The sequence below is a fragment of the Streptomyces sp. NRRL S-1813 genome (assembly GCF_000719605.1).
Lineage (GTDB): Bacteria > Actinomycetota > Actinomycetes > Streptomycetales > Streptomycetaceae > Streptomyces > Streptomyces decoyicus.
On sequence record NZ_JOHB01000006.1, the window covers coordinates 316,480 to 340,858 of the forward strand.

A 24,379-nucleotide genomic window follows, 5' to 3' on the forward strand; every position below is an offset into this window, starting at 1 on the left:
GCGCCCGGTCCGGGCGGTGGGCGTCTCCCACACCCGTATGAATCGGGAATAGTGCGAATCGTTCATGAACCGTGCGGAGAAGCTCGCGCAGTCCAGCTGGCTCAGCTAGTTCAGACGGTGGTGGCGGGCGTGGGGCCGGTTGCGGTGCATGGTGGTACGTCTCCCCGTGGGACTTCGGTGGCGGTTGAGCGGTTGGCGAGCGGGTCGGCACTGCCGGGAGGGCGGCGACGGCGAGAACACCGTCGATGCGGAGTCGATGCGGAGTCGATGCGGAAGCGGGTGCGGAGCGGGTGCGGATGCGACTGCGCAGTGCGGCTGCGGCACCGGTTCGGCAATGCTGTGCACAGCCTGCGGGGCGGGGTGTCCGCGCGGCAATGATTCCGGGCCAACTAAGAACGCTGGAATGCCGGGATGGGCCTTGACCTGCGAGAAAGCCCTTCGCCTGGAACGCCTGCCTGGAACGCCTGCCTGGAACGACGGCCTTCCGGCCGACGAGACCGGGGGCCTCCGGGCGGAACTGACGCGGCGCCGGCAAAGGCAGCCGGCGTGCGGGGGAGCGCCGTTCGGCCCGGCCGCCAGAGGCTCCTCACTCCTGCCGACGGCGGCCGGGAAGCAACGCTCAGTAACCGACCGCCGCCTGCGCATCGATCTCGACCAGCATGCCGGCGAGCGGAAGCCCGACCATCACGGTGGTGCGGCACGGCCGCGGCCCGGTGCCGAAGTAGCGGTCGACGAAGCGTCCGTAGGCCTCGTTCATCGCCGCGTAGTGCTCGCGTTCCGTCAGATAGACCCGGAGCATCACGACGTCCGTGAGAGAGGCACCGCCGGCCGTCAGCGCGGCACGGACGTTCTCCAGCGCACACGTGGTCTGTGCCGCGACGTCTCCCGTGTGCAGGACGGCGCCGGTCGCCGGGTCGAGCGCGCCCTGTCCCGAGACCTGGAGAACGGGCCCCCGGCGTGCGAAGGGCGGGAAGGCCGCTGGTGCCGACGGCTCGTCCGTGGTCCGCGCGGTGAGGCCGGGAGAGGCCGTGCGGTGGTGGGAGGCCGGGGTCATGCCGGTTCTCCTGTGCCGGCCGAGGTGGGGGTGCCGTGGTGCAGGCGCCAGCTGCGGTCGATGCGCATGGTGGCCTGCCGGTCGGAGTCGTAGGGCTGCCAGCCGGGGTCGCCGTGGGTGGCGAAGGCGACCCAGGCGGCGTGGGTGCGGGCCGCGAGGTCCGCGACACCACGGTCCGGCAGGTCGGGGCCGAGGAGGGCGCGTGCGCCGTGCAGCGCGGGGAGGTCCGTGCGGTCGAAGACGAAGGGCAGCTCGACGCAGTGGCAGGCGCCGAGTTGGTCGTCGAAGGCGGTGGACCGCCAGGCGAAGGTGTAGGCGAAGGTCCGGGTGGCCGGGAGTGCGCTGTGGGCGTCCGCGAGTGCGCGGCTCCCGGCGGTGTACAGGTCGGTCATCAGGCGGGTCGCCAACTCGCCCGGCCCGGCTGCCGGGAGCCGGGCGCGGTAGTGGGTCAGCAGGGCCCCCGGCCGGGCGGAGCGCCGTGCCGCGATGGCGTCCAGTGTGTGGGTGGTCATCGAGCTGATCGCGCCGCCGGGGACGGTGTAGAGGGCCGCCTCGTCCGTGGTGGTGCCGATCAGGAGCTCTCGTGCCGTCACCGGTCCCGAGCCCTGATGGCCCGCCGTACGGAGGGCGAGTGCGGGCTGTCGATCCAGCAGAACGCCGTCGATCACGGGTTTGAAGGGGCTGTTGCCCAGAGACGGATCGAGGTGGCCGGAGTGCGCGGGATCGGCGGGCGGGAGTGCGTGCAAGGCGGCGGTCAGACGGGTCTCGTCCACACCGTGGAACGCCTCGGCGCGGGCCGGCAGCCCGAGCGTCGCACACACCTGACGCGTGATCGCGAGGCTGTGGCGGGCCGGGACGGCGCACAGACCGTTGCCGCTCTGGCTGATGGCGCGGCGGAAGAGTCCGGTGGCCGGGGGCGCGGCCAGAAGTGCGGCGACGATCATCGCGCCGGCGGACTGGCCCGCAACTGTCACGCGGCGCGGATCGCCGCCGAAGGCCGGGGCGTTGTCCGCCACCCAGCGCAGTGCGGCGATCACGTCGAGCAGACCCCGGTTCTCCGGGGCGCCGGGCAGGGAGAGCCAACCCGGGATGCCCAGCCGGTAGTTGAGGGTGATGAGGACAACTCCGTTGCGTGCGAAGGGTCCTCCGTCGTAGAGGGCTGCCTGGCCGGTGCCGGAGAGGAAGCCTCCGCCGTGCACGAAGACCAGCACGGGCAGTCCGCCCGTGCCCGCGTCCGGCGTGGTCACGGTGACGGTGAGGTAGGCGTCGCCCGGTATCGGCGGGGGGCCGGTGACCGGGCTGAGGTCCATGCCTCCGAACGCGTTGCGGACCGGGGCCGGCGCGGTCGGGCCGGGCCGTGTGGCGTCCCTGACACCGTGCCAGGCGGGGGCGGGGGCCGGTGCCGCGAAGCGGGCCGCGCCGACGGGGGCGGCGGCATACGGGATCCCGTGGAACACCTGCACACCGTCCTGGTGCAGGCCGCGTACCCGTCCGCCGGTCGTGCGCACGACGGGACCGGGCCGTTCGTCGCGCGGACGGACGGTGCCCCGGCGGATCGGGTCCGGCCGGTCGGCACCGTGGTGGGCCCCGGTCATGCCGTGGCCTCCAGCGACGCCCAGGAGCGGATGGCGAACCGGCTGCCGGACCGTTCGACCCGCATCCCCGGCCGCCCACCGCGCAGGTGGGCCGGGAAGACGATCCGCCCCGCGTCGGCGGCCTCGCCGAGGACCCGGTGGCGCGACTCGCGGGCACCCGCAGGGTCCTCGCAGAAGCAGCTGTTGCACTGGGGCTCCACCACCTGCACCGGGTTGTGCAGCAGGTCTCCCACGAAGACGGCACGGTCCTGGCCGGAGGAGAGCAGCACCACGCAGGAGCCCGGGGTGTGGCCGGGCGCCGGGGCCAGGGTCACGTTCTCGTCGATCACGAAGGAGTCCTCCCACAGTGTCGCCAGGCCGGCTCGGACGACAGGCTCGACGCTGTCCTCGAAGACGTTGCGGTTGGCCTCTTCCATGCGGCGGGAGTGGTGGTTGGCCGGATTCCAGAAGTCGTAATCGGCACGCGGGAAGAGGTAGTGGGCATTCGGGAAGGTCGGCACCCACTCCCCGTCCACCAGGCGGGTGTTCCAGCCGACGTGGTCGGCATGGAGATGCGTGTTGACCACGACATCGACATCCTCCGGTCTCACCCCGGCGGCCGCGAGGCGCGCGAGGTATCCCGTGTTCAGCCGGTGGAAGGCCGGCATGGCGGGGCGTTCCTTGGCGTCGCCCACTCCGGTGTCGATCAGGATCGTCCGGCCGGCGCTGCGCAGCACCCAGGTCTGCACGCACGACCGCAGCAGTCCCGTCCGCACATCCCAGAAGTCGGGGGCGAGCCAGGGCCGGTGGGCCTCCCAGGCCTCGCCCGGGATGTCGCCGAACATCTCCTCCGGCAGCCGGGTCGTGCCCTCGTACTCCACCGTCCGCAGCACCGAGACGTCTCCAAGCGTGATCGCATTCATGAGTTCTCCTTACGGGCAGGTGGCGGCAGGCACGGGACGCAGCCGTCGCGCTTGCCGCAGTTGTGGTGGCCGTCGGCGCGGCATCAGCCCCTGCACTGCGTGCCGTTTTCATGCACGTGAAGTGTCGTGCACGCCGTATTCCTTCAGACTAGCACGCCACTTAGCGCGATGTAGGCGAAAGGTGGCGCGATCGGGCGCAGGGAGTGACGTCGGTGCCGTATCCCCGCGCAAGGTCCCTCCTGATGCCTGATTCCGGCAGGTGCTGGGCTAGGGTCGAGAGCCGACGAGAGCCGACGAGAGCCGACCGGCCGACGCAGTCGACGCCGGCTGTGGAAGACGGGGCGCCAGCTGCCATGGAGGACACCGTGATCGACGTGATCGACGAGATCGATCTCGACCTGATCGCCGCACTACAGATCGCCCCCCGGGCCTCCTTCGACGTGCTGGCCCGCGTCCTCGACAGCTCGGCCCGCACGGTCGCCCGCCGCTACGCCCGCCTCGTCGACGAAGGTGCGATGCGGGTGATCTGCGAAATCGAGTGGTCGCTGCTGGCCGAAGGCCTGCCCGCCACCGTGTGGATCGGCGCCGACCCCGGGCGGGCCCCCGAGGTGGCACGAGCCCTCGCCGCGCGCGCCGACACCCCCTTCGTGTCACTCGCGTCCGGAGCGGCAGACGTCTTCTGCATGCTGCACGGCCCCACCCGCGCCGACACCACCCGGGCCCTTACCACCGAACTGCCCGCGGTGCCGGGGATCCGCACGCTGCGCACCGAGTGGATGCTGCGCCGGCTCACCAGCACGTCGGCCTGGCGACTGCCTCGCCTGACGTCCGGTCAAATCGCCGTGCTCGCCGGGCAGAACACCGTCCAGCGCGCCGCCCACCCGCGCGACACACCGCTGACCGGCCTGGAACGCGACACCGTCGCCGCCCTGCGCCACGACGCCCGGATGCCCTTCTCCGCCATTGCCCGCACCCTCGACATCACCGAGTCCCGTGCCCGCCGCACCGTCGCCGCCCTGCTCGAATCCGGCCTCTTGCGTCCCCGCGTCGAGGTCGATCCACGCGACATCGGCTACGCGGTCGAGGTGGTGCTGAGCATCGGCTGCCGCCCCGGGGCCGTGCAGCGCCTCGCCGTCTCCCTCGCGGATCATCCGGCGACGCGGTTCCTCGCCCTCACGGCGGCCGCTTCGGTCTTCACCTACGGAGGTGTCTTTCGCGACGAGGAGCACCTCGCCGACTTCCTCACCGGCGGTTTCGAGGGCAGCGAGGAAGTCACCTCCCTGGAATGCTCCCTACAGATCGAGGTGCTCAAGCGGTACTGGACGGCCCGCCCCTGAGCGCCGTTTGAACTGGTGCCGAGGTCCGCGGTGGCGGAGCGTCGGCCGGTGCGGGGACCAGGGCGCGGTGACGGCGCCGCATGTCGATCCGGGCGGGCTTGCGCGATCATGGTTCTCACGTAGGGGACGACGAAGGCCGCAGCGGCCCGCCCGGTCATCCGCCGACCCGTTGCCTGAAGAGTCCGGAAATGAGAGGGAAGTTGGCAATGTCGGGGCGGCTCGGGGAGGCTCGGGGTGGTTGTGTAGGGGTGAATGGTCCGTGCGCGATGCGCGTGGGCGGGGAGGGAGTTGACAGTGCAGGGGGCTGAGGAAACGTCCGGGGTCGCGGCGCTGCTCAAGGAGTTGAAGGATCGCTCCGGGAAAAGCTACGGAGTGCTCGCCAAGCGGCTGCACATGAGCACGTCGACGCTGCACCGCTACTGCAATGGTGATGCGGTACCGACGCAATACGCTCCGCTGGAGCGGCTGGCACGGCTGTGCCGGGCGACGCCGGACGAGCTGGTGGAGCTGCACCGGCAGTGGATCCTGGCGGACGAGGCGCGACGCAGGGAGCGGGACCGTAAGCAAGGGGGTGGCGACAGGGCGGTTGTTGCCGCGGGGGTCGAGACGGTTGCCGGGTCCAGGCCCGGGGCCGGGCGCGAGGCCGAGTCCGCGTCCGAGCCGCAGTCCGAGTCCGGGCCTGAGCGCGGGCCTGAGCCTGCATCCAAATCCGAATCCACATCCGCGGCCGCGCCCGTGCCGCCAACGGCCCTCCTCGCAACCGACTCCGGCTCCGACTCCGACGCCGCCTCCGTATCCGCCCCCGGCCGGGTCGCAGTGATAAGCCCCGAGGGGCGGCCCGTGGCCCAGGCGGGGCCCGGGGGCGGCCGGCGGCGTTTCGCACTGGCGGCCGGAATCGCCGTGGCCGTCGTGGCCGCGTCCGCCGCGCTGGCCGCGGGACTGGTCGCCGACGAGGGCGGGACCGGCCGGAAGACGGCAGTCGGGCGGCCCGCGAGCCCGGAGGGCGGTAACGAAGTGGCGAGGAGCGAGGGCGGCCGTTTGCCGTCGGCGTCCGCGAAGCCGACCAGAAAGGGGAGCGTGAGTCCGTTCCCGTCCCATACGCCCGGAGGCCAGGCGCCCGGCGACGGCGGGGCGACCACTCCGGGAGCAGCCGACCGGACCGGGCTTCCGGTGAGTGTGGATGTCCGCCCGTACCGCTGGGAGGACCCGTGCAGCCAGCGCTACTTGGTCGACCGGAAACCGGGCAAGATGCCGCCGCCGCCCTCCGAACAGGACGCCCGGGGCTGGATTTCGGCGCTGGGCGCGGTCTCGGCGGGCAGTCAGCTGGTGCAGGTGTCGGTGCAGGGCGCGGGGGAGGGCACCGTGGTGCTGCACGCGCTGCGGGTGCGGGTGGTGAGTACTTCCGCGCCGCCCGCCTGGAACGCCTTCAGCATGGGCGTGGGCTGTGGTGGCGGCATCACCCCCAAGACGTTCGGGGTTTCCCTGGCCGCTGCGCAGCCGAGGCTCGCCCCGGAGGGCGGACAGCGGGACTTCCCCTACAAGGTGAGCGAGCGGGACCCCGAGGTCTTCAAGGTCACCGCGCGCGCCGGGTCCCGAGCGGTGCGCTGGTACATGGAGCTGGAGTGGTCCAGCGGGAACCGGCACGGCACGCTCCGCATCGACGACAACGGGGAGCCGTTCCACACCGCGGGGATGGAGGGCCGGCCGCAGTACGACTACCCGCTGGGCGGCAACGACTGGGTTGCCGCTCCGAAGGAAAACGGCTGAACCCGGCCCCGGGCAGCTACCGGGGCCAGGCTCCAGCCGTGATCAGGCTCCGACCGTGATCAGTGGCGAACGTTCACCAGGCCAGCGCGTCCTGGGCGCGGGACTGCCAGTAGGTGACCCAGGCCGAACTGTCGGTGAAGACGCCTCCCTTGGGCAGGGAGAGCCGCACGGCCGGGCCGGTGGAGCCGTCGCCCGCCCGGTTGCCGAACAGGGCGCCCAGAGTGCGGGCAGTGTGGCCGCTGTTGCCCGAGCCGTCCGCGGACTGGTACATGATCCCGGCGTACGCGGACTCGCCCGGCGCGAGCGTGACCACGGCCTGCGGCTTGGAGGCTTCGAGGAACGTGGTGGCGGACTGGGCGTCGTCCCAGCGGAGGTAGGGCGCGCCGTAGGCATCGCAGGGCGCGGAGCCGGTGTTGGTGGCGGTCAGCAGCATGTGGTTAAGGGGGCGCTTGACCTTGGTCACGGTGACCTTGACGTGCGCACCGGTGCAGGCGACGGTCGTCGTCCGGCTTCCGGAGCCCTGGCCGGCGGCCTGACCCGGGCCCTTCTTGCCGGCGTTCCCGTTGCCGGAGGCGCCCGACGCGGAGGTCTTTGACGCGTGACTGCCCTCGGCCGGGCCGTTGCCCTTGGAGGGGGACTGGGCACCCTGATCACCGGTCGCGGACTGGGAGGACGCGGCCGGAGCGGGGCTGCCGGTGTCCTTGGTGTCGTTCTGGCAGGCGGTCAGCGCGAGGACCGCCGTCAGGGCGGCGGCGGAGGCGACGAGATGGGTGGCGCGATGGCTGGTGGGCATGGTGAGTGGGTGCCTTCTGTTCGGGTGACTGCGGTCGGCATGCGTGCCGTCAGAGACGGCTGACGATCAGGAGGAAGACGGTCGCGGCTGACGCGGCGAGCACGGCCACAGCCACCGCATCGGTGACGTCGGCGTTGCGGAACCGGCGGCGTACGAAGCGGATCCGCATGACGTCTTCCTTCGGCATGAGGTCGTGGTTGCTTGCTGACCTCAGCTTGCGGCGCCCTTTGTCCCGGCTGCCACGGCCGACGGGGGAATTGGGACACTGGAACGTTCGTAGCACCTCTGACCTGCGGAAACGAACCTTCCCTGGGACGCGGTGGCGGGACACCGTGACGGGACGCGGTGAGCCAAATCCCCACCGCCCCTATGGCACCTGGGCGGTCGTCGGATCCTGGGCGGACGCCACGACGGTGGCCAGGTCCGAGCCCGCACGGAGGAGCGCCATGGTTCGTGTGGCGATCTGGTCCACACGGTGCCGCAGGATGCGTTGGGTCTCTTCCAGGCCGTCGAGCCGCTGTAGGGAGCCCATGGCCTCGCGCACTGCGGGAATGCCGTAGCCGGCGCCGCGGAGAGCCACAACGATGCGTGCTGCTCCGATGGCTGACAGGCCGTAGCGGCGTGCGCGCAGTGACGTCACCCGCTCGGGGGTGACAAGTCCTTCCTGCTCCCAGAACCGCAGGGTGGAGGGTCGTACGTTGAGCGCTTCGGCGAGCTCCGTGATCGTCATCGCGTCACTCTCCTGCTCGAACTCGCTGGTGTCCGCTTCGGCCCGGATCGCCCGCAAGGCCCGCTGGGCGCGCAGAGTCTCCTCGCGTTCCCGGGCGAGCCGGACATGCACCGCGTTGACCGCCGACGCGGCCTCCGCGGTCGTCCCCGTTCGCAGCTCCGCGAGCAACTGCCGGGCCGCGACCGGCCCCACCGCACCCGCGAGTCCGCGATAGGCACGAAGGGCGTGCACATGAAGCGGTGTGTAGGAGCGGTAGCCGTTGCCCGATCGAGCGGCCGCGGGAAGGACTCCCAGCCGTTCCAGGTCGCGCACCTGTTGTACCGAGTACCCCGACTCTCTGGCGACATCAACGGTTCGGAGCGGTAGGTGTGGCGAACTGCTCGCCGGCTCGCCCATCGGCCAACCCCACATAAGCACTTGAAGGTGATGCTTGAACCATGAGTATGGAACAGATCATTGCGGCCGTGCGAGGCTTCGACGGCGCGCTCGTGGTCGCCCCGGAGCCGGGCGGCGACTTTCCCGAGCTCGTGTGGGGGGACGCCTTCTTCTACTTCGCCCCCGACGGTCAGATGCCGCAGAACGTTCAGCCTTACGGAACGATCGTCGTCAAGAACTACCCCGACGACACCGCTTGCGACCTCGACGCTCCGGGACGGTGGCGGGTGAACATCCACGTCGACCGTGCGACGTTCCGGGAGTTCACGCAGGAGGAGCCGCGCAGCCTCACCCGGCCTCGCGACTACACGGCCGCCGACACGGTGCTGCCGCACCCGGTATACGGGGCACTCGGCTGGCTCGCTGTCGTCAATCCCGGCGAGAAGACCACGGACACGGTGGTGCGGCTTCTGCGCGGTGCCCACGACGCGGCTCGTGCCAGGTTCGCGCGGCGACATGAACAAGGAGGGTCACTGGCGAACGACTGACACGGTCCCGGCCGCGCGGGCGGACGGCAGGGACCGGCCGTGGCGGGTGCTCAGCGGGCGGGAGTTCAGCGGAGGGCGGCGAGGCCGGCCTTCGTGGCGTCCTTGATCAGGGCGTCATCGGAGGCCGCGTCCTTGGAGCCGCGGTCGGACAGGACGGCGACGACGATCGGCGCCCCGCTGGTCGGCCAGACGATCGCGATGTCATTGCGCGTGCCGTACCCGCCGTTGCCCGTCTTGTCACCGACCTTCCATCCGGAGGGGACTCCTGCCCTGATGTAGGGGCCCCCGGTCGTGTTCCCGCGGAGCCAACTCGTGAGCAGTTGCCGTCGGCCTTCGGGCAGCACGTCGCCGAGGACGAACCCGCGCAGATCGGTGCCGAGGGCGCGCGGAGTGCTGGTGTCCCGGGTGTCGCCGGGCTTCGCTTCGTTCAGCGTCGGTTCGGTCCGGTCGACCCGAGTCGTCGTGTCTCCCCTCTCGCGGAGCGCCTTTTGCAGCCCGGCAGGCCCACCGAGCTGGTCCAGGAGCAGGTTGGCGGCCGTGTTGTCGCTGTACTGCAAAGCGGCCTTGACGAGATCGCGCAGCGTCATTCCCTTGCCCACGTGCCGCTTGGTGATCGGTGCGTACTCTTCGAGGTCCGAGGCGCTGTAGTGGATCACGCGGTTGAGCTCGTCGTCCGTGCTGCGCTTGAGCACGACCCCGGCAGCGAGGGCCTTGAAGGTCGAGGCGTGCGCGAACCGCTCGCCCGCTCGGTACGTCACCGTGCGGCCCGTCCCGGTGTCCAGCATGTACACACCGAGGCGGGCATGGAATCGGCGCTCGACCTGAGCGAGGGCCTTGGCGGCGCGCTCCCGTGATGCGGCCGAGTCGGTCGGTGCCGAGGCGGTTGAGGATGCCGGCCGGGCCGAATCGGTGTCGCCGGACCCGGTGCATCCGCTCAGCAGGCCCGATGAGAGCACGAGAGTGGCTGCGGCGATGGCTGTCCTGCGCTGGGAAGAGATCATGTCCGACACCCTTTCCGGCAGCAGTTCATGCGGTCAAAGACACAAACGTGGCTTCGCATGCTGTTTTGGCATACGGTGCCGGTTGTGGATCTGGTGGCGGCGTGTCGAGTGTTCGTGCAAGTGGGCGAGCGCGGCAGCTTCACCCTCGGCGCTGAGGCTGTCCGCGTGCCGCAGTCCGTGGCGAGCCGACGGGTTGCCGCGCTGGAGGAGCATTTCGGGGAGCGGCTGTTCGATCGCTCGACGCGGCGGGCGGCGCTCACCGCGTTCGGGCGCGACATGCTCCCGTCGGCGAAGCGGCTCGTGCAGTTGGCGGAGGCGTTGGAGTACCACGCCGAGCAGGCGAAGCTCCGGCCGTTCGGTCTCGCGGTGCCCGAGACCTGCTCGGTCCGGCACTTGGCGATGCTCGACGCGGCCGCTCGCGACGAGGACACCGTCCTGGACTTCCGTACCGCCGGCCCCGCGGAACGTACGGAACTGCTCCGGTCCCGCGAAGTCCGGGCCGCCCTTGTCGCGGTGCCACCGGCAGGCGCTGATTGGACGGTGCCGCTCGGCGTCGCTTCCCCGACGGACAGCGGCAGAGGGCCGCTCCACCTCGAGACCTTGCGGCCCGGCAGGGCGCAACGCTCGTTCCGGCGCATCTGGATCCAGCCGGAAGACGATGTTCCCCATATCCGGGACCGTCTGGAGCAGACCGGTCATCGCGTCGCCCTCGTGCCTGCACAGATCGCGGTCGCCGCATCGCTGACCGCCGCCGTGGCCGCGACAATGCACACGGACGACTTTCTCCTGTGCTCGGCGGCGCAAGCGGATGATCTGGGGCTGTGCTGGCGCGGGCTGGCGGGAACGCCCGTTGCCCGCGGCTACAACGTGTCAGCGGTGGCCGGTGACGACGCGGAACGGGTGCAGGGCGGCCTCTGGACACAGGTGGCCCGCGCCCTGGGAGCGCCCACGGATGCAAAGGAGCGTGCATGAGCGCCGAGCGAGTAACACAGGAACTCCGCGGTGTTCTTGCCGGAGCGGGCCTGTCGGGTTCCTTCCTGGTGCGCGACTTGTCCACCGGCGAGGAGATCGGCATCGATCCCGATATCGAGTTCCCGGTCGCGTCGCTGGTGAAGGTGCCGCTCGCCGTCGCCGTGCTGGACCGCATCCACGACGGGCGCATCGACGGGGCCGCGATGATCGACGTCGAGCCGGGGCGCATCGCGTCCCCGGGGCCGGTGGGACTCAGCAGATTCCGTCACCCCGCGCGCATCGCGGTCGACGACCTGCTCTACCTCAGCACGGCGCTCAGCGACAACGCCGCCTCGGACGCACTGTTCGACCTGGTCCCGCCCCCCGAGGTCAACCGGACCCTGCGCGACGCCGGAATCAGCGGCATCGCAGTCCGGCACCGCATGCGTGACCTCGTCGAAACCCCGGCCGAGCAATTCGACCCGGGCGACGTGCACCTCGCCCACTCACTCGCGATCGGATCACGTACGGCAGGACGAGGCCACCCGATCCCCCAACTCGATGTGAGCAGAGCGAACTCGGGCTCCGCACGAGCCTTCGTCGACTTGCTGGAAGCCCTGTGGCTCTCGGCACGCTTTCCGCCCGGAGTTGCCGCGCAGGTGCGCTCGTTCATGGGCCACAACGTGATCCGGCACCGTCTGGCGCCAGACTTCAGCTCGGACGCCTCGAAGTGGTCATCAAAGACCGGCACCCTGCTGAACCTCCGCCACGAAACCGGGGTGGTCGAGCACGACGACGGCGGCACCTTCGCCATCGCCGCACTGACCGAGTCCGTGGTCCCGGCGGCAACTCAACCGGCCGCCGAAGCAGTCATGGCCCAGGTCGCCCGGACCATGCACGACCACCTGCGTGCCCAGTAAGGACACTTCACCTGACTCCTGACTCGAACCGGTCGGGCCAGACCACGTTGCCCGGCACGACGGTCAGCACCTCACGGCCCTGACCGTCGATGCCGAGAGGGCGAGGAGCAGCCCGGAAACCTACCTCGTGCAGATGTGTGAGCAGTGCGTGCACCGCAGGGGTCCACGGCCCGACGGGGCGCCGGACGGTGTCCCCGACACGGACGACGCCGTCGCTGACGTTCCCACCGGTCAACGGCTGCTCTTCATCGTGCATCACAGCGCCAGTCTGGCCGACCAACCCAGCCGCGATCACCTCAATAATGGCAACCGAGGTGGTCTGCACACGCTCGGTACAGGTCGTCGAGTTGATCGACGAGCGCCCGCACAGTCCGACGGCGTCTGAGGTCAGGACGGTTTGTGGGACTGCTCGGGGTTCTGCTCCGTTGGCCGTGGGGCCGGCTGGGGTGCGGTCAGGTCCAGCAGGAGCAGGGCGTCGTGGTCGGGGGTGCCGGGGGCGGCGACGTAGACGCCGAGGCGCTGGCCCGGGGTGCCCTCCAGGCGCATGGCCTGGGCGGTGAGGGTGATCGTGCCGACGTGGGGGTGGTGGAAGGTCTTGTGCGCGGGTTTGCGGCCTGTCACGTCGTAGCGTTCCCGGATCCTGGCGAAGTCGGGGCTTTTGAGCAGGAGTTCGCCTACGAGGTGGGTCAGGTCGGGGGCGTCCGGCGCGGTACCGGCGATTGCGCGCAGGCGGGAGACGGCGCTGTCGGCCCGGTCCGTCCTTGTGTCCCTCGTCGCGGGGCCGGGCGCGCAGATGCTGGATCAGGTAACTGCTGCTGTCCTGCCTCGCCGTGGTCCCCTCCCTGCTGGCGCTGCGGCTGCGCCACCGCGAGGTGCCCCGGCCGTACCAGGCCCCGTTCGGCACCCGGGGCTTCGCCGTCGCGACACTGCTCGTCTACGCTGCGGGTCCAGCATCTCGTCCCCCGCCGCGTTGGGCGCCTCGAAGCCGACGAAGGCGAACAGCAACACCGGCACCAGCGCCAGAAAGCCCGCTCCGGTGGGGGAGAAGCCGGCGCTCTCCAGACCGCGGAAGCCGTGCTGGATGCCGTACGCCAACGCCGTACCCGTGAAGAACGCCAGCGCCGACACCTTGGCACCGGCGCCGGCCGTGGTGATCCACTTGCCTCGGCGGAGCGAGACCACCGCGGTGAGAATGGCGGCCCAGATGAAGACCAGCTTGAAGGCGTGGTCCGCCACCGTGCCCGAGCCGAGCGGGAAGACGAACCCGTCCCATGCCTGCGCGGCCACGAAGACCAGCGAGCCGCCGAGCCAGACGGGATCGGTGACCCAATAGAACATGGTGGTCAGCGCGGCCACCAGCCGGCCGAAGGCCAGCTCCACCCGGACATAGGGCCCGCCCTCCTGGGGGAACGCGGCTCCGGTCTCGGCGAAGGCCAGGGCGTAGGGCAGCAGAAACGCCACCGCGATCCAGGTGACGGCCTCGCCGCCGCCGGCGGCGATCTGCCCGATCACATCGAAGGAGATCACGGCGGCTAACGCCCATCGCCATGATGTCGAAGCGCCGCAGGCTGCGCTTGAGATGCGGGACGGGGGCTGGGACGGACACTGCGGAGGTCCTCCTGGGGGCCGAGCGGTCGTGGGCGGTCCGGTCAGTCGCTGAGCCCGCCGGTGGGCCCCGGCCGCACGAGATCACATGGTGCGGCATCGGCAACGGCACGCGGGTGGGACACGGTCGGCCACCGGCTACGGCGCGGGGTTCATGCCGATCGGCGGGACGTCCGAACGGATGCCAACTCAGGAGGAGAGAGCGGAGTTGCTGCGCGGAGGGCCGGTGGTAGGGGCCGCACGAGCAGTTCGCGCGCACACCGGATCTCCTCCGGCCCCTCCCCCCGGCCATCCGGGCCCCTGCCCCTGGCCATCCCGGCCCCCGCCCCGCACAATTCTTGCCCCGCGCGATGCTCACCCCGGGCGCAGACCTGCGAAGCTTGCCGCTGCTAGCGGATGCGCGCTAGCTTGGAGGGGTGGCGAAGACACAGCTGAATGTCCGCGTGGACGAGGCCACCGCCGAAGCGGCGCGAGAGCGTGCCCTACAGCGGGGAGTGAGTATGAATCGCTATATCGAGGAGCTCGTCCTCAAGGACGCCGGTGAGGTCGGCCAGACCTTCGTCGAGGCCGCCTCCGACTTCATGAAGCAGTACGAGCGCGTCTTCGCCGAGGAATTCGGCCTGGAACCAGGCGGCGCCCAGGGCACCGCGACCACCACCAACCACGAAGGACTGCCGGGCACAACGTGACGCTGCGCATCGACCTCGCCTGGCTCCTTCTGATCGCCGAACAGCACACCCCCGGAGACCCTCAGGTCACCGACTGGGGCGCTCTGGTGGCCGCCGTCAGCCGCCATGAAGCCGAGATATTCGGCGTGCCCGTCTACACCGAACCGCAGGACCGCGCCGCCTCGCTCCTCCAACTCCTGCTCCAGGTACCGGCGTTGGAGCGCTCGAACGCGATGTTCGCGACCGCCGTAGCCTATGGCTATCTCGTCGCCAGCGGACTGAAGATCGCCACCTCTCCCGAGCAGGTCCGCGAACTCGCCCGCCTCGTCAAGGAGGGCACGGCCGACGTCCGCACCATCGCGGACGAGTTGCGCACCTGGACGGTGTGAGGGCCGCGGCGAGGAGCGGGCAGCCGGTGGCCCCGCGGGGATTCTCCATCAGCCCGCCGTGACGCGGCCCGCTCAGTCGGCCGGCCGCCGCGCCACGCCCAGCACCGCCGGTGACGTGGGCAGTACCGGCCCGCGCTCCGGCACCTTCAGCCGGCGCACCCGCAGCACCTCGAACCCGGCCGTCCGGATCTCGCCCAGCGGGTCCCGGCCGGTGTGACAGCCACCCATCAGCAGTGGCCAGACCGTCCGGTCCAGCGACCACTGCACCGCCGCCAGCCCGCGCCCCGCGGCCCGCCCGTGCTCGAAGAACCGCAGCTCACCGCCCGGATGCAACACCCGACGCAGCTCCACCAGCGCCCGCTGCACCTCCCGCACGGAACACAGCACCAGCGACGCCACCGCCGTATCGAACGCCTCGCTCTTGACCGGCAGGGCCTCCGCCACACCCGGCACCAGATCGACCGGCACCTTTGCACGCGCCGCCGCCGACCTGGCCACCTCCCGCAGTGTGGCCTCCGGTTCGATCGCCACCACCTCCGAGACCGTCCCCGGGTAGTGCGCAAAGTTCAGCCCGGTGCCCGCGCCGACCTCGATGACCCGGCCCGTGGCGCCGGCCAGCAACTCCCTGCGGAGCGCGGCCACGCCCGCCCGCGCGTCCGCGGCCGGGCCGCAGCAGCTCGCATAGAAGCGGGCGAACACGGGGTGATGGACACTGCCTTGCGGAACTCTCCTGCGCTGCCACATGACCGACCCTTTCGCCGACGATGCCCGCTCCTGCTGTCAGTCTCCCCACCGGGCGGACCGCCAGCCGCCACGAGCTCCCTCATCCGCCGTGCGGACATCTGTACGAGCCGACGGTGGGAGCCGAGCGGACGCCGCGGGTGCGCTGCGCAGCTGATGTCCTCGTTGAGCACCCACGCGGCGGGGCTCACCGGGGTACCGGAGTTCCACCATCGCGGCAGCGCGCCGCCGACATCACGAGGGGAAGGGCCGACCTCACGAAAGGATGCGTCGGCGTCACGCGGGGATACGGAACGCGCCCGATCCGCCGAGCACCGGCGCCAGCCAGTCGGCGGCCGCGGCGCGGAAGGCCTGCGGCGTGAGCCCGCCGGAGCCCTCCGGGACCAGGCCGAGGAGCGGGGCTCCGGCGGCCTCCGGGAGGTCGGCGAGATTGCAGCGGGAGGCCAGGTCGGGTTCGGCCGGCCAGCTGCCGACGACGACGCCCGGGGAGTCCAGCCCGTACGAACGCAGCGCCATCGCGGTCAGTGCGGTGGCGTTGAGGGTGCCCAGGCCCGCCTGTGCGACCACCAGGACGGGGGCGCCCGCCAGCCGCGCGGCGTCGGCGAGGGTATGGCCGTCCGCGTCGAAGCGGACGAGCAGCCCGCCCGCGCCCTCGACCAGGACCAGATCGTGCGAGGCGTCCAGTTTGGCGGCGGCCTCGGCGATCTCGTGGGGCAGCACCGGCGGCAGACCGGCCCGCAGCGCGGCCGTGGCGGGCGCCAGTGGGTCGGGGAAGCGGGCGAGTTCGGCGGTGGTGACCGGGCCGGCCAGCCGCTCGACCTCCGCCGCATCGCCGCTCTCGTGTGCCGTGACACCGGTCTGGGCCGGTTTGAGCACGGCCACCGAACGCCCCTGGGCGAGCGCCGCCGCGGCGATCGCGGCAGTGGTCACGGTCTTGCCGATCTCCGTGCCCGTGCCTGTCACGAACAGCACCGACATGGTGTGCCTCCGACTCTGCGCGGCCGGTCCCGCGCGGTTACGGCGAATGGTTGTGGGGTGAACGGCCCTTGCGGGAGCGGTTCGTGTGGAAGGGGGGAGGGGGAGCGGCGGTGGGGCGGCCGAAGTGTCCTCGACCGGCCACCGCCGCCCGTGCGTTCAGCCTTCCCGTGCCGCCGCGCACACCGCGGCGCAGATGCGCGCCACGTCGTCGTCGCCGGTGATGTACGGCGGCATGGTGTAGATCAGATCCCGGAACGGGCGCAGCCACACGCCCTCCCGGACCGCCGCCCGGGTCGCGGCCGCCATGTCCACCTCGTGGTCGAGCTGGACGACACCGATCGCGCCGAGTACGCGTACCTCGCGCACCCCGGGGAGGTCCGCGGCCGGTGCCAGACCGTTCTGCAGACCGGACTCGATGCGCTTGACCTCCTGTCCCCAGTCCTGGGACAGCAGCAGTGAGATCGAGGCATCGGCGACGGCGGCGGCGAGCGGATTGCCCATGAAGGTGGGGCCGTGCGCCAGCACCGGCAGCGCGCCGCGGGAGATGCCGTCCGCGACGGCCGTCGTGCACAGCGTCGCCGCCAGGGTCAGATAACCGCCGGTCAGCGCCTTGCCGAGACACATCACATCGGGTGCGACACCCGCGTGTCCGGCGGCGAAGAGCGCGCCCGTACGGCCGAAGCCGGTCGCGATCTCGTCGAAGACGAGCAGCACGCCGTGCTCGTCGCAGGCCTCCCGCAGCACCCGCAGATAGGCGGGGGAGTGGAACGACATCCCGCCCGCGCCCTGCACCACGGGCTCCACGATCACCGCCGCCAGCTCCTCGGCGTGGCGGCCGATCAGCTCCCGCAGATGTGCCGCATACGCCTCGTCGGGCGCGGCGTCGAAGCCCGCCGGCGGCGCGTCCGCGAAGATCTGCCGCGGCAGCGCCCCCTGCCACAGCTCATGCATGCCGCCGTCCGGGTCGCAGACCGACATCGGCTGCCAGGTGTCGCCGTGGTAGCCGCCCCGCCAGGTCAACAGCCGCTGTTTGCGCGGCTTCCCCAGTGAGCGCCAGTACTGGAGGCACATCTTGACGGCGACCTCGACCGACACCGAACCGGAGTCGGCGAGGAAGACGTGCTGAAGCGGCTCCGGGCTGATGTCGACCAGCCGCTTCGCCAGCCGCACGGCGGGCTCGTGGGTGAGCCCGCCGAACATCACATGGCTCATCCGCTCCAGCTGGCCATGCGCGGCGTCATTGAGCACCGGGTGGTTGTAGCCGTGTACCGCAGACCACCAGGAGGACATGCCGTCGACCAACTCGTCCTGGCCGTCGACCGGTTCGGCCAGCCGGAGCCGGACGCCGGAAGCCGACTCGACCAGCAGCGGAGCGGCCTTGCCGGGCATCGGCCCGTACGGATGCCACACATGCTGCCGGTCGAGCGCGAGCAGTTCGCCGGGGGTGAGCGGCTCAGGCATTGGGGGGCAGGTCGGTACCGGCACCGCGACGGCGCACCGAGACCAGGTCGCGGCGGGTCTCGTCGGACGGTGCCGGGACGGTGGTGGCCGGTGCCTCGGCCTCGGTGGTGGCCTCGTCCGCCGCCCCGTCACCGCACTGCCTGCGGTGCTCGGGCAGCGTGGTGGTGTCCGTGCCCTCGACCTCGAAGCCGGCGTCCTCGATCATCGCGAGATCGTCCTGGCCGGCCTGCCCCTCGCTGGTCAGATAGTCGCCCAGGAAGATGGAGTTGACCAGGTGCAGGGCGAGCGGCTGCATGCTGCGCAGATGCACCTCACGGCCGCCGGCCAGCCGTACCTCGATGTCCGGGCAGACGAACCGCACCATCGCCAGGATGCGCAGCGCGCGCTGCGGGGTGAGGTTCCATTCCTTGGCGAGCGGGGTGCCCTCGAACGGAATCAGGAAGTTCACCGGAACGGAGTCCGGGTCCAGCTCGCGCAGCGCGTAGACCACATCGACGAGGTCGGCGTCGCTCTCGCCCATACCGGCGATCAGCCCGGAGCAGGCCGACATACCGGCCGCCTGGGCCTGCTGGACGGTGGAGACCCGGTCCGAGAAGTCGTGCGTGGTGCAGATGTCGCCGTATGTGGCTTCCGAGGTGTTGAGGTTGTGGTTGTACGCATCGGCGCCCGCCGCACGCAGCCGGCCGGCCTGGCCGTCGGAGAGCAGGCCGAGGCAGGCGCAGACCTCCACCCCCTCGTTCTGCTCCTTGATGGCGGAGATCGTCTCCGAGACGCGGTCCACGTCCTTGTCCGTGGGACCCCGGCCACTGGCCACCAGACAGACGCGCTTGGCGCCGCCGGCCACCCCGGCGGCGGCCGCCTTGGAGGCGTCGTCGGGCTTGAGCCAGGTGTACTTGAGGATCTCGGCCTTCGACCCCAGCCGCTGGGAGCAGTAGGAGCAGTCCTCGGGGCACAGCCCCGACTTGAGGTTGACGAGATAGTTGAGTTTGACCCGCCGCCCGAACCACTGGCGGCGCACCTTTCCGGCCGCGGCCACGACATCGAGCAGTTCGTCATCGGAGGTGGCCAATACAGCCAGTGCCTCTTCGCGGGTCGGCAACTCGCGCCGCAGTCCCTTGTCCACCAGTGTGTTCAGCAGGTCCATGGCGTTGATCCTGACGCACGCCACCGCTCCCGGCCAAGGAGGATTCCCACAACGAGCTGCGATCGAGGTGTGTGTATCGCCACACCGTGCACCTGCGGAACGACCGCTAACGTCTATCGACAGCCCACAATCGAAGCCGACAGACGAAGGAAGCCGATGCCGCAGGACTCCGCCCCGTCGCTGCTTCGCGACACCTCCCCGGCGAGGCTCACCGAGCCCTCCGCCGAGCCCGCCCGTGCGGCGTACGATGCGGCCTTCGACTGGCTCGATACGGCCGGTGCCGAGCGCCGGGACGCCGGACTCGTCCGCACCCTGCGCCCCCGCCCCGCCGACTCCCCGCTGCTCGATCTGGCCGGCAACGACTATCTCGGACTCGCCCGGCACCTGGAGGTCACCCGCGGTGCGGCCCAGGCCGCACACCGCTGGGGCGCCGGGGCGACCGGCTCCCGGCTGGTCACCGGCAGCACCGAGCTGCACGCCCTGCTGGAGACGGAACTCGCGGCGTTCTGCGGCTTCGAGGCCGCTTTGGTGCTGTCCTCCGGCTATGCCGCAAATCTCGCCGCCGTCACGGCACTCACCGCCCCGGGCGCCCTGATCGTCTCCGACGCGGGCAACCACGCCTCCCTCATCGACGGCTGCCGGCTCTCCCGGGCCCGTACCCAAGTCGTTCCGCACGCCGACCCGGAGGCCGTACGTGCCGCGCTGACCGGCCACGACGGCCGGGCGCTCGCCGTGACCGACTCGGTCTTCTCGGTCGACGGGGACGCCGCGCCGCTCCCCGCGCTGGCCGAGGTCTGCCGGACACGGGGAGCCGGGCTTCTCGTCGACGACGCACACGGCCTGGGGGTGCTGGGCGAAGGAGGCCGTGGCGCGCTGTGGGCGGCCGGGCTCGCCGGTGACGGTGATGTGGTGGCCACCATGACGCTCTCCAAGTCGCTCGGTTCCCAGGGCGGCGTGGTGCTCGGACCGGCCCGGGTCATCGAGCATCTGGTCAACACCGCCCGTTCGTTCATCTTCGACACCGGTCTCGCCCCGGCGGCGGCGGGCGGTGCCCTCGCGGCGCTACGGCTGCTGCGCCGTGAACCGCAGCGGGCCACCCGGGCCGTCCGGATCGCGCAGAGGCTGCACGAGCGGCTCACCGCGGCGGGTCTGACGGCGGTACGCCCGGACGCGGCCGTGGTCTCCGTACGTGCCCCCTCGCCGGAAGCGGCGCTCCGCTGGGCCGCCGACTGCCGTGCGGCCGGACTCGCGGTCGGCTGCTTCCGGCCGCCGTCCGTGCCCGACGGGATCTCCCGGCTGCGGCTCACCGCCCGCGCGGACCTGACGGATGCTCAGCTCGACCGGGCGGTCGGCACGATCGTGGCCACGACGCCGACGGGCTGAGCCGGCGACCGTCCGGAGCGGTACGGCGGCCGGCCCCGTGGCAGGCCGCCGTCCGTGGAACCGGCCGTCCGCCGCGGCCGTCCGCCGTCACGGCGCGGGGGAGTGGCGGGTGAAGGCCCCGCGCAGCAGGGCCCGCAAGGTGTCGGCAGCCGGGGTGCCGCCGGGGCGGTAGGCCACCGAGATCCGGCGGTGCAGCTCCGGTGGGTCCAGCCGGCGGACCCCCAGCGGTGGCAGCGACCCCTCCGCCACCATCTCCGGAACCACGGCCACCCCGAGCCCCGCGCTCACCAGTGCACACACCACGGCATAGCTCGGCGACTCACAGCGCACCGCCTCACTGGCCCCGGCGGCTGCCAGCGCCGCCTCCACCTCCCGCCGGTTGGGATTGGCCGGCGCCATGCTGACCAGCGGCTGACCGGCCAGCTCGACGAGCGGCAGCCGTCCGGAGCCCGCCGAGAGGGCATGGCCGGGCGCCGTGACCAGCACCAGCTCCTCGGTCAGCAGCGGTTCCAGGCGCACCCCCTCCGGCGCCGGCATCGCCTCGCCCGGCACGTACTCATGCGTGAGCGCCAGATCGACCTCGCCCAGCGCCACCGCCGCGGTGGCCTGCGGCGGCACGTACTCCGTCACGCTCAGCTCCACATCGGGGTGCGCCCGCCGGAACGCGCTGAGCGCGGGCGGCAGCAGATGCGTACCGGCGGTCATGAACGTGCCGACCCGCAGCCGCCCGCCGGACAGCCCCGCCAGCCGGGACAGCTCGTGCCGCGCCTGATCCAGCTCGTCCAGGACCCGCCGGGCCCGTACGAGCAGCAGCTCACCGGCGGCCGTCAGCCGAGCCCCGCGATGGTGGCGCACCAGGAGCGCCGTCCCGGCCTCCCGCTCCAGCTTGGCGAGCTGCTGGGAGAGCGCGGGAGCGGTGTAGCCCAGCCGGGCGGCGGCCCGGGTGATCGAACCGGCCTCTGCCACCGCTACCAGGGCGGCCAGCCGTGTGGGGTCGTACATAAGAATCTCTTTAGGCTCTCCAAGAACATTGCCAATACCTATTAAAGGCTCGGACCGGCGATGCTGCTCTCATGGACGGACAGCTGATCGCCTTCACCGGAGTCGCCGCGGGCATGGTCGCCATGCCGGGCGCGGACTTCGCGGTCGTGGTGCGCAATGCGCTCGACTCGCGCCGGGCGGGGGTGGCGACCGCCGTCGGAGTCGCGGGCGGGCTGCTGGTGCACACCGCCCTGGCGGTGGCCGGGCTCGCGGCGGTGCTGGTCGCCGTGCCCACGCTCTTCGGAGCCGTCCAACTCCTCGGCGGCGGCTACCTGTTGTACCTCGGTGTCCGCGCCCTGGCCACGGCCTTCCGCCGCCCGGCGGCCACCACGGACGGCCCCGCAGGCCCGGCCGCCACCGCACCGGCCGACGGCCCCCGGCCCGCCGCTCTCCTGGGCACCACGCAGAGCCTGCGGCAGGGCTTTTTGACCAATGCACTCAACCCCAAGGCCCCTGTTCTCTTCCTGAGCCTGCTCCCGCAGTTCGTCCCGGCGGGACAGCCCGCGCTGCCCCGGACGCTGCTGCTCGCGACGATGGTCGTCGCCATGGCACTGGTGTGGTTCCCCGCCGTCGCGCTGCTCGTCGACCGGCTGGGCGTCTGGCTGCGCCGCCCGCGGGTGGCCCGTGCCCTGGAAGCCACCACCGGGGCGCTGCTCACGGCTCTGGGAGGCATCCTGCTGGTGGAACTGGCGCTCGCCTGAGGGCGGCGCACACCGGACCTTCTCCGGCCGGTCCGCGTCAGCCACGACCGCCGTGCGGCACCCTCAGCACCTCGGCACCCGGCGGCACGAACCCGGCGGCCACAATCCCCCGGACGTCACGGGCGTTTCCGGGGGCGGCCCGCGCCACCACGGCATGGCACAGGAAGGCGCCACTCCCGCGTCCCGCGGCGACGGCGGGGGCAGCACGGCCACCGCGCCGTCCGCGGGCGGGAAGCTCCCGTTGGGCCGCGGACAGCAGCAGCTCGCCCAGTGGCGAAGCCACCCGGCCAAATGGCCCAAAACCACTGGCAATTGACCGATCGTGAGATGAATGGGCAGGTCAGTGCACCCGCCCGTACCAGACCGAGCGGCTCCAGATCCGCTCCAGCCGCACGACGCTCCCGGCCTTGGGCGCATGCCACATCCGGCCCCGGCCCGCGTAGATACCGACGTGGTAAATACCGCTGCGCGAGTGGAAAAAGACCAGATCACCGCGGCGGCGCGAGGCAGCCGGGATGTGCCGGGTGCGGCTGTACTGCGCGGCGGCGGTGCGTGGCAGGGCCCGCCCGGCGCGCTTGAACGAGTACACCGTCAGCCCGGAACAGTCGAAGGCCTGCGGCCCTTGGGCGCCGTACCGGTACGGAGATCCTCCCTTGGAAGCCGCGACCCGCAGCGCATGGACGGATACGGACGCGGCTTCGGCGTTCCCGGCCGCTCCTGGAGCCATGCTGGTCCCGCCGAGGGTGACCAGCGTCAGAGCGGTGACGGTGCCGGCGCGCGCCAGCAGATTCGGCGTATGCATGCGCACGGTCATGCGCAAACCCTTCGTCAGCCGCCTGCGAAGGAAGACCTGTCGGGTTCGGGCAGGCGAAGATGCCCGGCCGTATGCACGGCTTCACCCCAAGGAGCCCTCGGCCGTGAAGGCCGGGACCCCGCTCTGCTCGGGTCCTCCGCTCCCGCCGATCCACATCGTCGACCGGACATCCGGCACGGCGGCGGGATTAGGCGCCCGTCCGGACCGCCCCGTCGCTGTGGCGGGGTCTTGTCGTCGAAGGGATCGTCACGCACCCGGCACCCGAATTCCGAGCTGAAAATGCCGTATGTGAGATGGGTCACAATTGACCCGAATGGTTAGATTTGTTCCCTCAGGTGCCGCGGCGCGGGGTCTTGCACCCCCCGGACCAGGAGCGAAACATCAAGGGCCGGAGAAAATGTGTCCGCCCCGCGCAATTCGTCACCTCCCCACATCGGGCGCGGACGCTACGCCGTATGTGCAGCCCACCGGCGCGTGTCGCGTCAGATTTCCTCGGGTGGCGGCACCGTCACCAGCCCGGTCCGGCGTTCGCCGTCCAGCACCCGCAGCGCCCGGGTCAGCGTTCCGCGGTGCACCTCGCTCTCGCCCCGGCTGTGCATCAGTGTCAGCGCGTCCCGTAGGCGGGTCGCCTTGCCCACCAGCGCCTGGGCGGCGCGCAGTGCGCTGTAGGTGCCACCGCAGCGGGTCGGGTTGATCCGGCCCAGCAGGTCGATCACCTCCAGATAGCTGTCGATCAGCTCGCCCTCGGCGCGGGTCAGTGCGGGCAGCGGCGGCGGTTCGGGGGGCAGCATCGGGCTCACCGCGCCACGGGCCCACGGGCCGACTGCTTGCGGTTGCGGGTGAGTCCGTCGATCAGGCCGTACTCCTGAGCGGCGAGGGCGTCGAAGATCTTGTCGCGCTCGATGTCGGCGGCGATCCGCTCACGGGGCTGTCCGGTGTGCTCGGCCAGCATCTCCTCCAGCACGTCGCGGGTGCGCAGCATCTCCTCCGCCTGGATCTGAAGGTCGGTGGCCTGCCCCTGGACGGGTTCACTGAACGACGGCTGGTGGATCAGGATCCGGGCCCCGGGCAGCGCCAGCCGCTTGCCGGGCGCGCCGGCGGCCAGCAGGACCGCGGCGCAGGAGGCGGCCTGCCCCAGGCAGACGGTCGCCACGTCGCACGACACGAAGCGCATCGTGTCGTAGATGGCGGTCATCGCGGTGAACGAGCCGCCGGGGGAGTTGATGTAGAGCGAGATGTCCTGCTCGGGCGCGGCATGTTCGAGGTGCATGAACTGCGCCATGACGTCATTGGCGGAGGCGTCGTCGACCGGGGTGCCCAGGAAGACGATGCGCTCGCTGAGCAGCTTGGAATACGGGTCCATGGTGCGCGTCCCCTGTGAGGTGCGCTCGGTGAACTCCGGAAGGACATAGCGGGCCGTCGGTCGCAGCATGTCTGCTCCTCTCCTCCGTGCAAAATGTACAGGATGTACATCCAGTTAG

At 71.4% G+C, this 24,379-nt stretch carries 26 protein-coding genes, 2 pseudogenes and 1 riboswitch; of the genes and pseudogenes, 9 read left to right on the top strand and 19 right to left on the bottom strand.

Translation table 11 applies throughout. The annotated features are described in order from the left end of the window. Nucleotides 1-619 precede the first annotated feature (619 nt). Genes IF67_RS0112865 through IF67_RS0112875 form a run of 3 tightly spaced genes read right to left on the bottom strand, consistent with a single transcriptional unit; the run spans nt 620 to nt 3,551 of the window. Complete coding sequence (locus IF67_RS0112865; RefSeq protein ID WP_051817943.1) at nt 620-1,054, bottom strand: RidA family protein; 435 nt, start codon at nt 1,052-1,054, stop codon at nt 620-622. Next, a complete protein-coding gene (locus IF67_RS0112870) occupies nt 1,051-2,649 on the bottom strand; it encodes a carboxylesterase/lipase family protein (protein ID WP_078889400.1) in 1,599 nt (532 codons plus the stop codon). Before IF67_RS0112870 ends, IF67_RS0112865 begins: the two co-directional genes overlap by 4 nt. Then, nucleotides 2,646-3,551, bottom strand: coding sequence for an MBL fold metallo-hydrolase (locus tag IF67_RS0112875; RefSeq protein ID WP_030985174.1), 906 nt, complete (start codon nt 3,549-3,551; stop codon nt 2,646-2,648). Before IF67_RS0112875 ends, IF67_RS0112870 begins: the two co-directional genes overlap by 4 nt. Before the next feature lie 353 nt (nt 3,552-3,904). On the opposite strand from IF67_RS0112875, the gene IF67_RS0112880 reads away from it, so the two are divergent. Beyond that, nucleotides 3,905-4,888 carry an Lrp/AsnC family transcriptional regulator gene (locus tag IF67_RS0112880; protein WP_030985177.1) on the top strand — a complete coding sequence of 328 codons (984 nt, stop codon included), beginning with the start codon at nt 3,905-3,907 and terminating at the stop codon, nt 4,886-4,888. 294 nt (nt 4,889-5,182) lie between these two features. Then, a complete protein-coding gene (locus IF67_RS0112885; RefSeq protein WP_051817945.1) occupies nt 5,183-6,655 on the top strand; it encodes a helix-turn-helix domain-containing protein in 1,473 nt (490 codons plus the stop codon). A gap of 73 nt (nt 6,656-6,728) precedes the next feature. Here the strand turns inward: IF67_RS0112885 and IF67_RS0112890 are convergent, their stop codons facing one another. From IF67_RS0112890 to IF67_RS0112900, 3 genes are all read right to left on the bottom strand, one after another. Continuing rightward, the gene (locus IF67_RS0112890) at nt 6,729-7,448 is read right to left on the bottom strand and encodes a DUF4232 domain-containing protein (protein WP_030985180.1); all 720 of its coding nucleotides are present in this window, start codon (nt 7,446-7,448) and stop codon (nt 6,729-6,731) included. A 49-nt stretch (nt 7,449-7,497) separates the two neighbouring features. Continuing rightward, complete coding sequence (locus IF67_RS43680) at nt 7,498-7,635, bottom strand: hypothetical protein (RefSeq protein WP_158713079.1); 138 nt, start codon at nt 7,633-7,635, stop codon at nt 7,498-7,500. Between the two features lie 180 nt (nt 7,636-7,815). Beyond that, the gene (locus IF67_RS0112900) at nt 7,816-8,574 is read right to left on the bottom strand and encodes a MerR family transcriptional regulator (protein WP_030985181.1); all 759 of its coding nucleotides are present in this window, start codon (nt 8,572-8,574) and stop codon (nt 7,816-7,818) included. A gap of 47 nt (nt 8,575-8,621) precedes the next feature. On the opposite strand from IF67_RS0112900, the gene IF67_RS0112905 reads away from it, so the two are divergent. Then, nucleotides 8,622-9,101, top strand: coding sequence for a DUF6194 family protein (locus tag IF67_RS0112905; RefSeq protein WP_037839227.1), 480 nt, complete (start codon nt 8,622-8,624; stop codon nt 9,099-9,101). 65 nt (nt 9,102-9,166) lie between these two features. Here IF67_RS0112905 and bla read toward each other — a convergent pair whose 3' ends face one another. Beyond that, nucleotides 9,167-10,102 carry a class A beta-lactamase gene (gene bla / locus IF67_RS0112910; RefSeq protein WP_030985184.1) on the bottom strand — a complete coding sequence of 312 codons (936 nt, stop codon included), beginning with the start codon at nt 10,100-10,102 and terminating at the stop codon, nt 9,167-9,169. Nucleotides 10,103-10,186: 84 nt separating this feature from the next. On the opposite strand from bla, the gene IF67_RS0112915 reads away from it, so the two are divergent. Both IF67_RS0112915 and IF67_RS0112920 read left to right on the top strand, forming a co-directional pair. Further along, nucleotides 10,187-11,074, top strand: coding sequence for a LysR family transcriptional regulator (locus tag IF67_RS0112915; protein ID WP_030985186.1), 888 nt, complete (start codon nt 10,187-10,189; stop codon nt 11,072-11,074). Next, on the top strand, nt 11,071-11,973 hold the full coding sequence (locus tag IF67_RS0112920) for a serine hydrolase (RefSeq protein ID WP_030985188.1): 903 nt from the start codon (nt 11,071-11,073) through the stop codon (nt 11,971-11,973). Before IF67_RS0112915 ends, IF67_RS0112920 begins: the two co-directional genes overlap by 4 nt. Nucleotides 11,974-11,998: 25 nt before the next feature. On the opposite strand, the pseudogene IF67_RS0112925 reads toward IF67_RS0112920, so the two are convergent. The 3 genes and pseudogenes from IF67_RS0112925 to IF67_RS39120 all read right to left on the bottom strand — a co-directional run. Next, nucleotides 11,999-12,229 (bottom strand): annotated as a pseudogene (locus IF67_RS0112925) (aminoglycoside phosphotransferase family protein); the annotation flags it as partial. Nucleotides 12,230-12,360: 131 nt separating this feature from the next. Continuing rightward, a pseudogene (locus IF67_RS39115) lies at nt 12,361-12,753 on the bottom strand (transcriptional regulator); the annotation flags it as partial. Between the two features lie 21 nt (nt 12,754-12,774). Further along, nucleotides 12,775-13,500 (bottom strand): amino acid permease, encoded by a 726-nt coding sequence (locus IF67_RS39120; protein WP_234341063.1) that lies wholly within the window; start codon nt 13,498-13,500, stop codon nt 12,775-12,777. Nucleotides 13,501-13,994: 494 nt separating this feature from the next. On the opposite strand from IF67_RS39120, the gene IF67_RS0112940 reads away from it, so the two are divergent. Next, nucleotides 13,995-14,267 carry a toxin-antitoxin system HicB family antitoxin gene (locus tag IF67_RS0112940; RefSeq protein WP_051817949.1) on the top strand — a complete coding sequence of 91 codons (273 nt, stop codon included), beginning with the start codon at nt 13,995-13,997 and terminating at the stop codon, nt 14,265-14,267. Beyond that, on the top strand, nt 14,264-14,635 hold the full coding sequence (locus IF67_RS0112945; protein WP_030985195.1) for a hypothetical protein: 372 nt from the start codon (nt 14,264-14,266) through the stop codon (nt 14,633-14,635). The genes IF67_RS0112940 and IF67_RS0112945 overlap by 4 nt, the downstream gene beginning before the upstream one ends. A gap of 72 nt (nt 14,636-14,707) precedes the next feature. On the opposite strand, the gene IF67_RS0112950 is transcribed toward IF67_RS0112945, so the two are convergent. The 4 genes from IF67_RS0112950 to bioB all read right to left on the bottom strand — a co-directional run bounded on the left by IF67_RS0112950 (nt 14,708) and on the right by bioB (nt 18,959). Then, nucleotides 14,708-15,379 carry a class I SAM-dependent methyltransferase gene (locus tag IF67_RS0112950; protein WP_030985198.1) on the bottom strand — a complete coding sequence of 224 codons (672 nt, stop codon included), beginning with the start codon at nt 15,377-15,379 and terminating at the stop codon, nt 14,708-14,710. Nucleotides 15,380-15,652: 273 nt separating this feature from the next. Continuing rightward, a complete protein-coding gene (gene bioD, locus IF67_RS0112955; RefSeq protein WP_267959189.1) occupies nt 15,653-16,402 on the bottom strand; it encodes a dethiobiotin synthase in 750 nt (249 codons plus the stop codon). Between the two features lie 108 nt (nt 16,403-16,510). Continuing rightward, nucleotides 16,511-17,815: an adenosylmethionine--8-amino-7-oxononanoate transaminase gene (locus IF67_RS0112960; protein WP_030985202.1), complete on the bottom strand. Its 1,305-nt coding sequence runs from the start codon at nt 17,813-17,815 to the stop codon at nt 16,511-16,513. Next, the gene (gene bioB / locus IF67_RS0112965; protein WP_030985203.1) at nt 17,808-18,959 is read right to left on the bottom strand and encodes a biotin synthase BioB; all 1,152 of its coding nucleotides are present in this window, start codon (nt 18,957-18,959) and stop codon (nt 17,808-17,810) included. The genes IF67_RS0112960 and bioB overlap by 8 nt, the downstream gene beginning before the upstream one ends. 156 nt (nt 18,960-19,115) lie before the next feature. On the opposite strand from bioB, the gene IF67_RS0112970 reads away from it, so the two are divergent. Continuing rightward, nucleotides 19,116-20,342, top strand: a complete 1,227-nt coding sequence (locus tag IF67_RS0112970; RefSeq protein ID WP_030985206.1) for an 8-amino-7-oxononanoate synthase — start codon at nt 19,116-19,118, stop codon at nt 20,340-20,342. Nucleotides 20,343-20,429: 87 nt separating this feature from the next. On the opposite strand, the gene IF67_RS0112975 is transcribed toward IF67_RS0112970, so the two are convergent. After that, entirely contained in the window at nt 20,430-21,344 is a 915-nt protein-coding gene (locus IF67_RS0112975) for a LysR family transcriptional regulator (RefSeq protein ID WP_030985209.1), read from the bottom strand. 71 nt (nt 21,345-21,415) lie between these two features. Here IF67_RS0112975 and IF67_RS0112980 point away from each other — a divergent pair, with 71 nt between their 5' ends. Further along, nucleotides 21,416-22,084, top strand: coding sequence for a LysE family translocator (locus IF67_RS0112980; RefSeq protein WP_030985210.1), 669 nt, complete (start codon nt 21,416-21,418; stop codon nt 22,082-22,084). A 37-nt stretch (nt 22,085-22,121) separates the two neighbouring features. Here the strand turns inward: IF67_RS0112980 and IF67_RS44845 are convergent, their stop codons facing one another. The 4 genes from IF67_RS44845 to IF67_RS0112995 form a co-directional block, all read right to left on the bottom strand. After that, on the bottom strand, nt 22,122-22,367 hold the full coding sequence (locus IF67_RS44845; RefSeq protein ID WP_234341064.1) for a hypothetical protein: 246 nt from the start codon (nt 22,365-22,367) through the stop codon (nt 22,122-22,124). 57 nt (nt 22,368-22,424) lie between these two features. Beyond that, nucleotides 22,425-22,898 carry a C40 family peptidase gene (locus IF67_RS0112985; protein ID WP_030985211.1) on the bottom strand — a complete coding sequence of 158 codons (474 nt, stop codon included), beginning with the start codon at nt 22,896-22,898 and terminating at the stop codon, nt 22,425-22,427. A 4-nt stretch (nt 22,899-22,902) separates the two neighbouring features. Beyond that, a riboswitch (cyclic di-AMP (ydaO/yuaA leader) is annotated at nt 22,903-23,102 on the bottom strand. 278 nt (nt 23,103-23,380) lie between these two features. Continuing rightward, entirely contained in the window at nt 23,381-23,689 is a 309-nt protein-coding gene (locus tag IF67_RS0112990) for a hypothetical protein (protein WP_030985212.1), read from the bottom strand. Nucleotides 23,690-23,694: 5 nt separating this feature from the next. Next, nucleotides 23,695-24,330, bottom strand: coding sequence for an ATP-dependent Clp protease proteolytic subunit (locus IF67_RS0112995; protein ID WP_030985213.1), 636 nt, complete (start codon nt 24,328-24,330; stop codon nt 23,695-23,697). Between the last annotated feature and the right edge of the window lie 49 nt (nt 24,331-24,379).

Excerpts from the sequence above, each read along its gene's own strand:
- IF67_RS0112875 (WP_030985174.1), bottom strand. The coding sequence starts at position 3,551 with ATGAATGCGATCACGCTTGGAGACGTCTCGGTGCTGCGGACGGTGGAG.
- IF67_RS0112890 (WP_030985180.1), bottom strand. The coding sequence starts at position 7,448 with ATGCCCACCAGCCATCGCGCCACCCATCTCGTCGCCTCCGCCGCCGCC.
- bioB (WP_030985203.1), bottom strand. The coding sequence starts at position 18,959 with ATGGACCTGCTGAACACACTGGTGGACAAGGGACTGCGGCGCGAGTTG.
- IF67_RS0112990 (WP_030985212.1), bottom strand. The coding sequence starts at position 23,689 with ATGCTGCCCCCCGAACCGCCGCCGCTGCCCGCACTGACCCGCGCCGAG.
- IF67_RS0112900 (WP_030985181.1), bottom strand. The coding sequence starts at position 8,574 with ATGGGCGAGCCGGCGAGCAGTTCGCCACACCTACCGCTCCGAACCGTT.
- IF67_RS0112995 (WP_030985213.1), bottom strand. The coding sequence starts at position 24,330 with ATGCTGCGACCGACGGCCCGCTATGTCCTTCCGGAGTTCACCGAGCGC.
- IF67_RS0112870 (WP_078889400.1), bottom strand. The coding sequence starts at position 2,649 with ATGACCGGGGCCCACCACGGTGCCGACCGGCCGGACCCGATCCGCCGG.
- IF67_RS0112970 (WP_030985206.1), top strand. The coding sequence starts at position 19,116 with ATGCCGCAGGACTCCGCCCCGTCGCTGCTTCGCGACACCTCCCCGGCG.
- IF67_RS0112980 (WP_030985210.1), top strand. The coding sequence starts at position 21,416 with ATGGACGGACAGCTGATCGCCTTCACCGGAGTCGCCGCGGGCATGGTC.
- IF67_RS43680 (WP_158713079.1), bottom strand. The coding sequence starts at position 7,635 with ATGCCGAAGGAAGACGTCATGCGGATCCGCTTCGTACGCCGCCGGTTC.
- IF67_RS0112920 (WP_030985188.1), top strand. The coding sequence starts at position 11,071 with ATGAGCGCCGAGCGAGTAACACAGGAACTCCGCGGTGTTCTTGCCGGA.
- IF67_RS0112950 (WP_030985198.1), bottom strand. The coding sequence starts at position 15,379 with ATGTGGCAGCGCAGGAGAGTTCCGCAAGGCAGTGTCCATCACCCCGTG.
- bla (WP_030985184.1), bottom strand. The coding sequence starts at position 10,102 with ATGATCTCTTCCCAGCGCAGGACAGCCATCGCCGCAGCCACTCTCGTG.
- IF67_RS0112985 (WP_030985211.1), bottom strand. The coding sequence starts at position 22,898 with ATGACCGTGCGCATGCATACGCCGAATCTGCTGGCGCGCGCCGGCACC.
- IF67_RS0112960 (WP_030985202.1), bottom strand. The coding sequence starts at position 17,815 with ATGCCTGAGCCGCTCACCCCCGGCGAACTGCTCGCGCTCGACCGGCAG.
- IF67_RS0112880 (WP_030985177.1), top strand. The coding sequence starts at position 3,905 with ATGGAGGACACCGTGATCGACGTGATCGACGAGATCGATCTCGACCTG.
- IF67_RS0112975 (WP_030985209.1), bottom strand. The coding sequence starts at position 21,344 with ATGTACGACCCCACACGGCTGGCCGCCCTGGTAGCGGTGGCAGAGGCC.
- IF67_RS0112865 (WP_051817943.1), bottom strand. The coding sequence starts at position 1,054 with ATGACCCCGGCCTCCCACCACCGCACGGCCTCTCCCGGCCTCACCGCG.
- IF67_RS0112905 (WP_037839227.1), top strand. The coding sequence starts at position 8,622 with ATGGAACAGATCATTGCGGCCGTGCGAGGCTTCGACGGCGCGCTCGTG.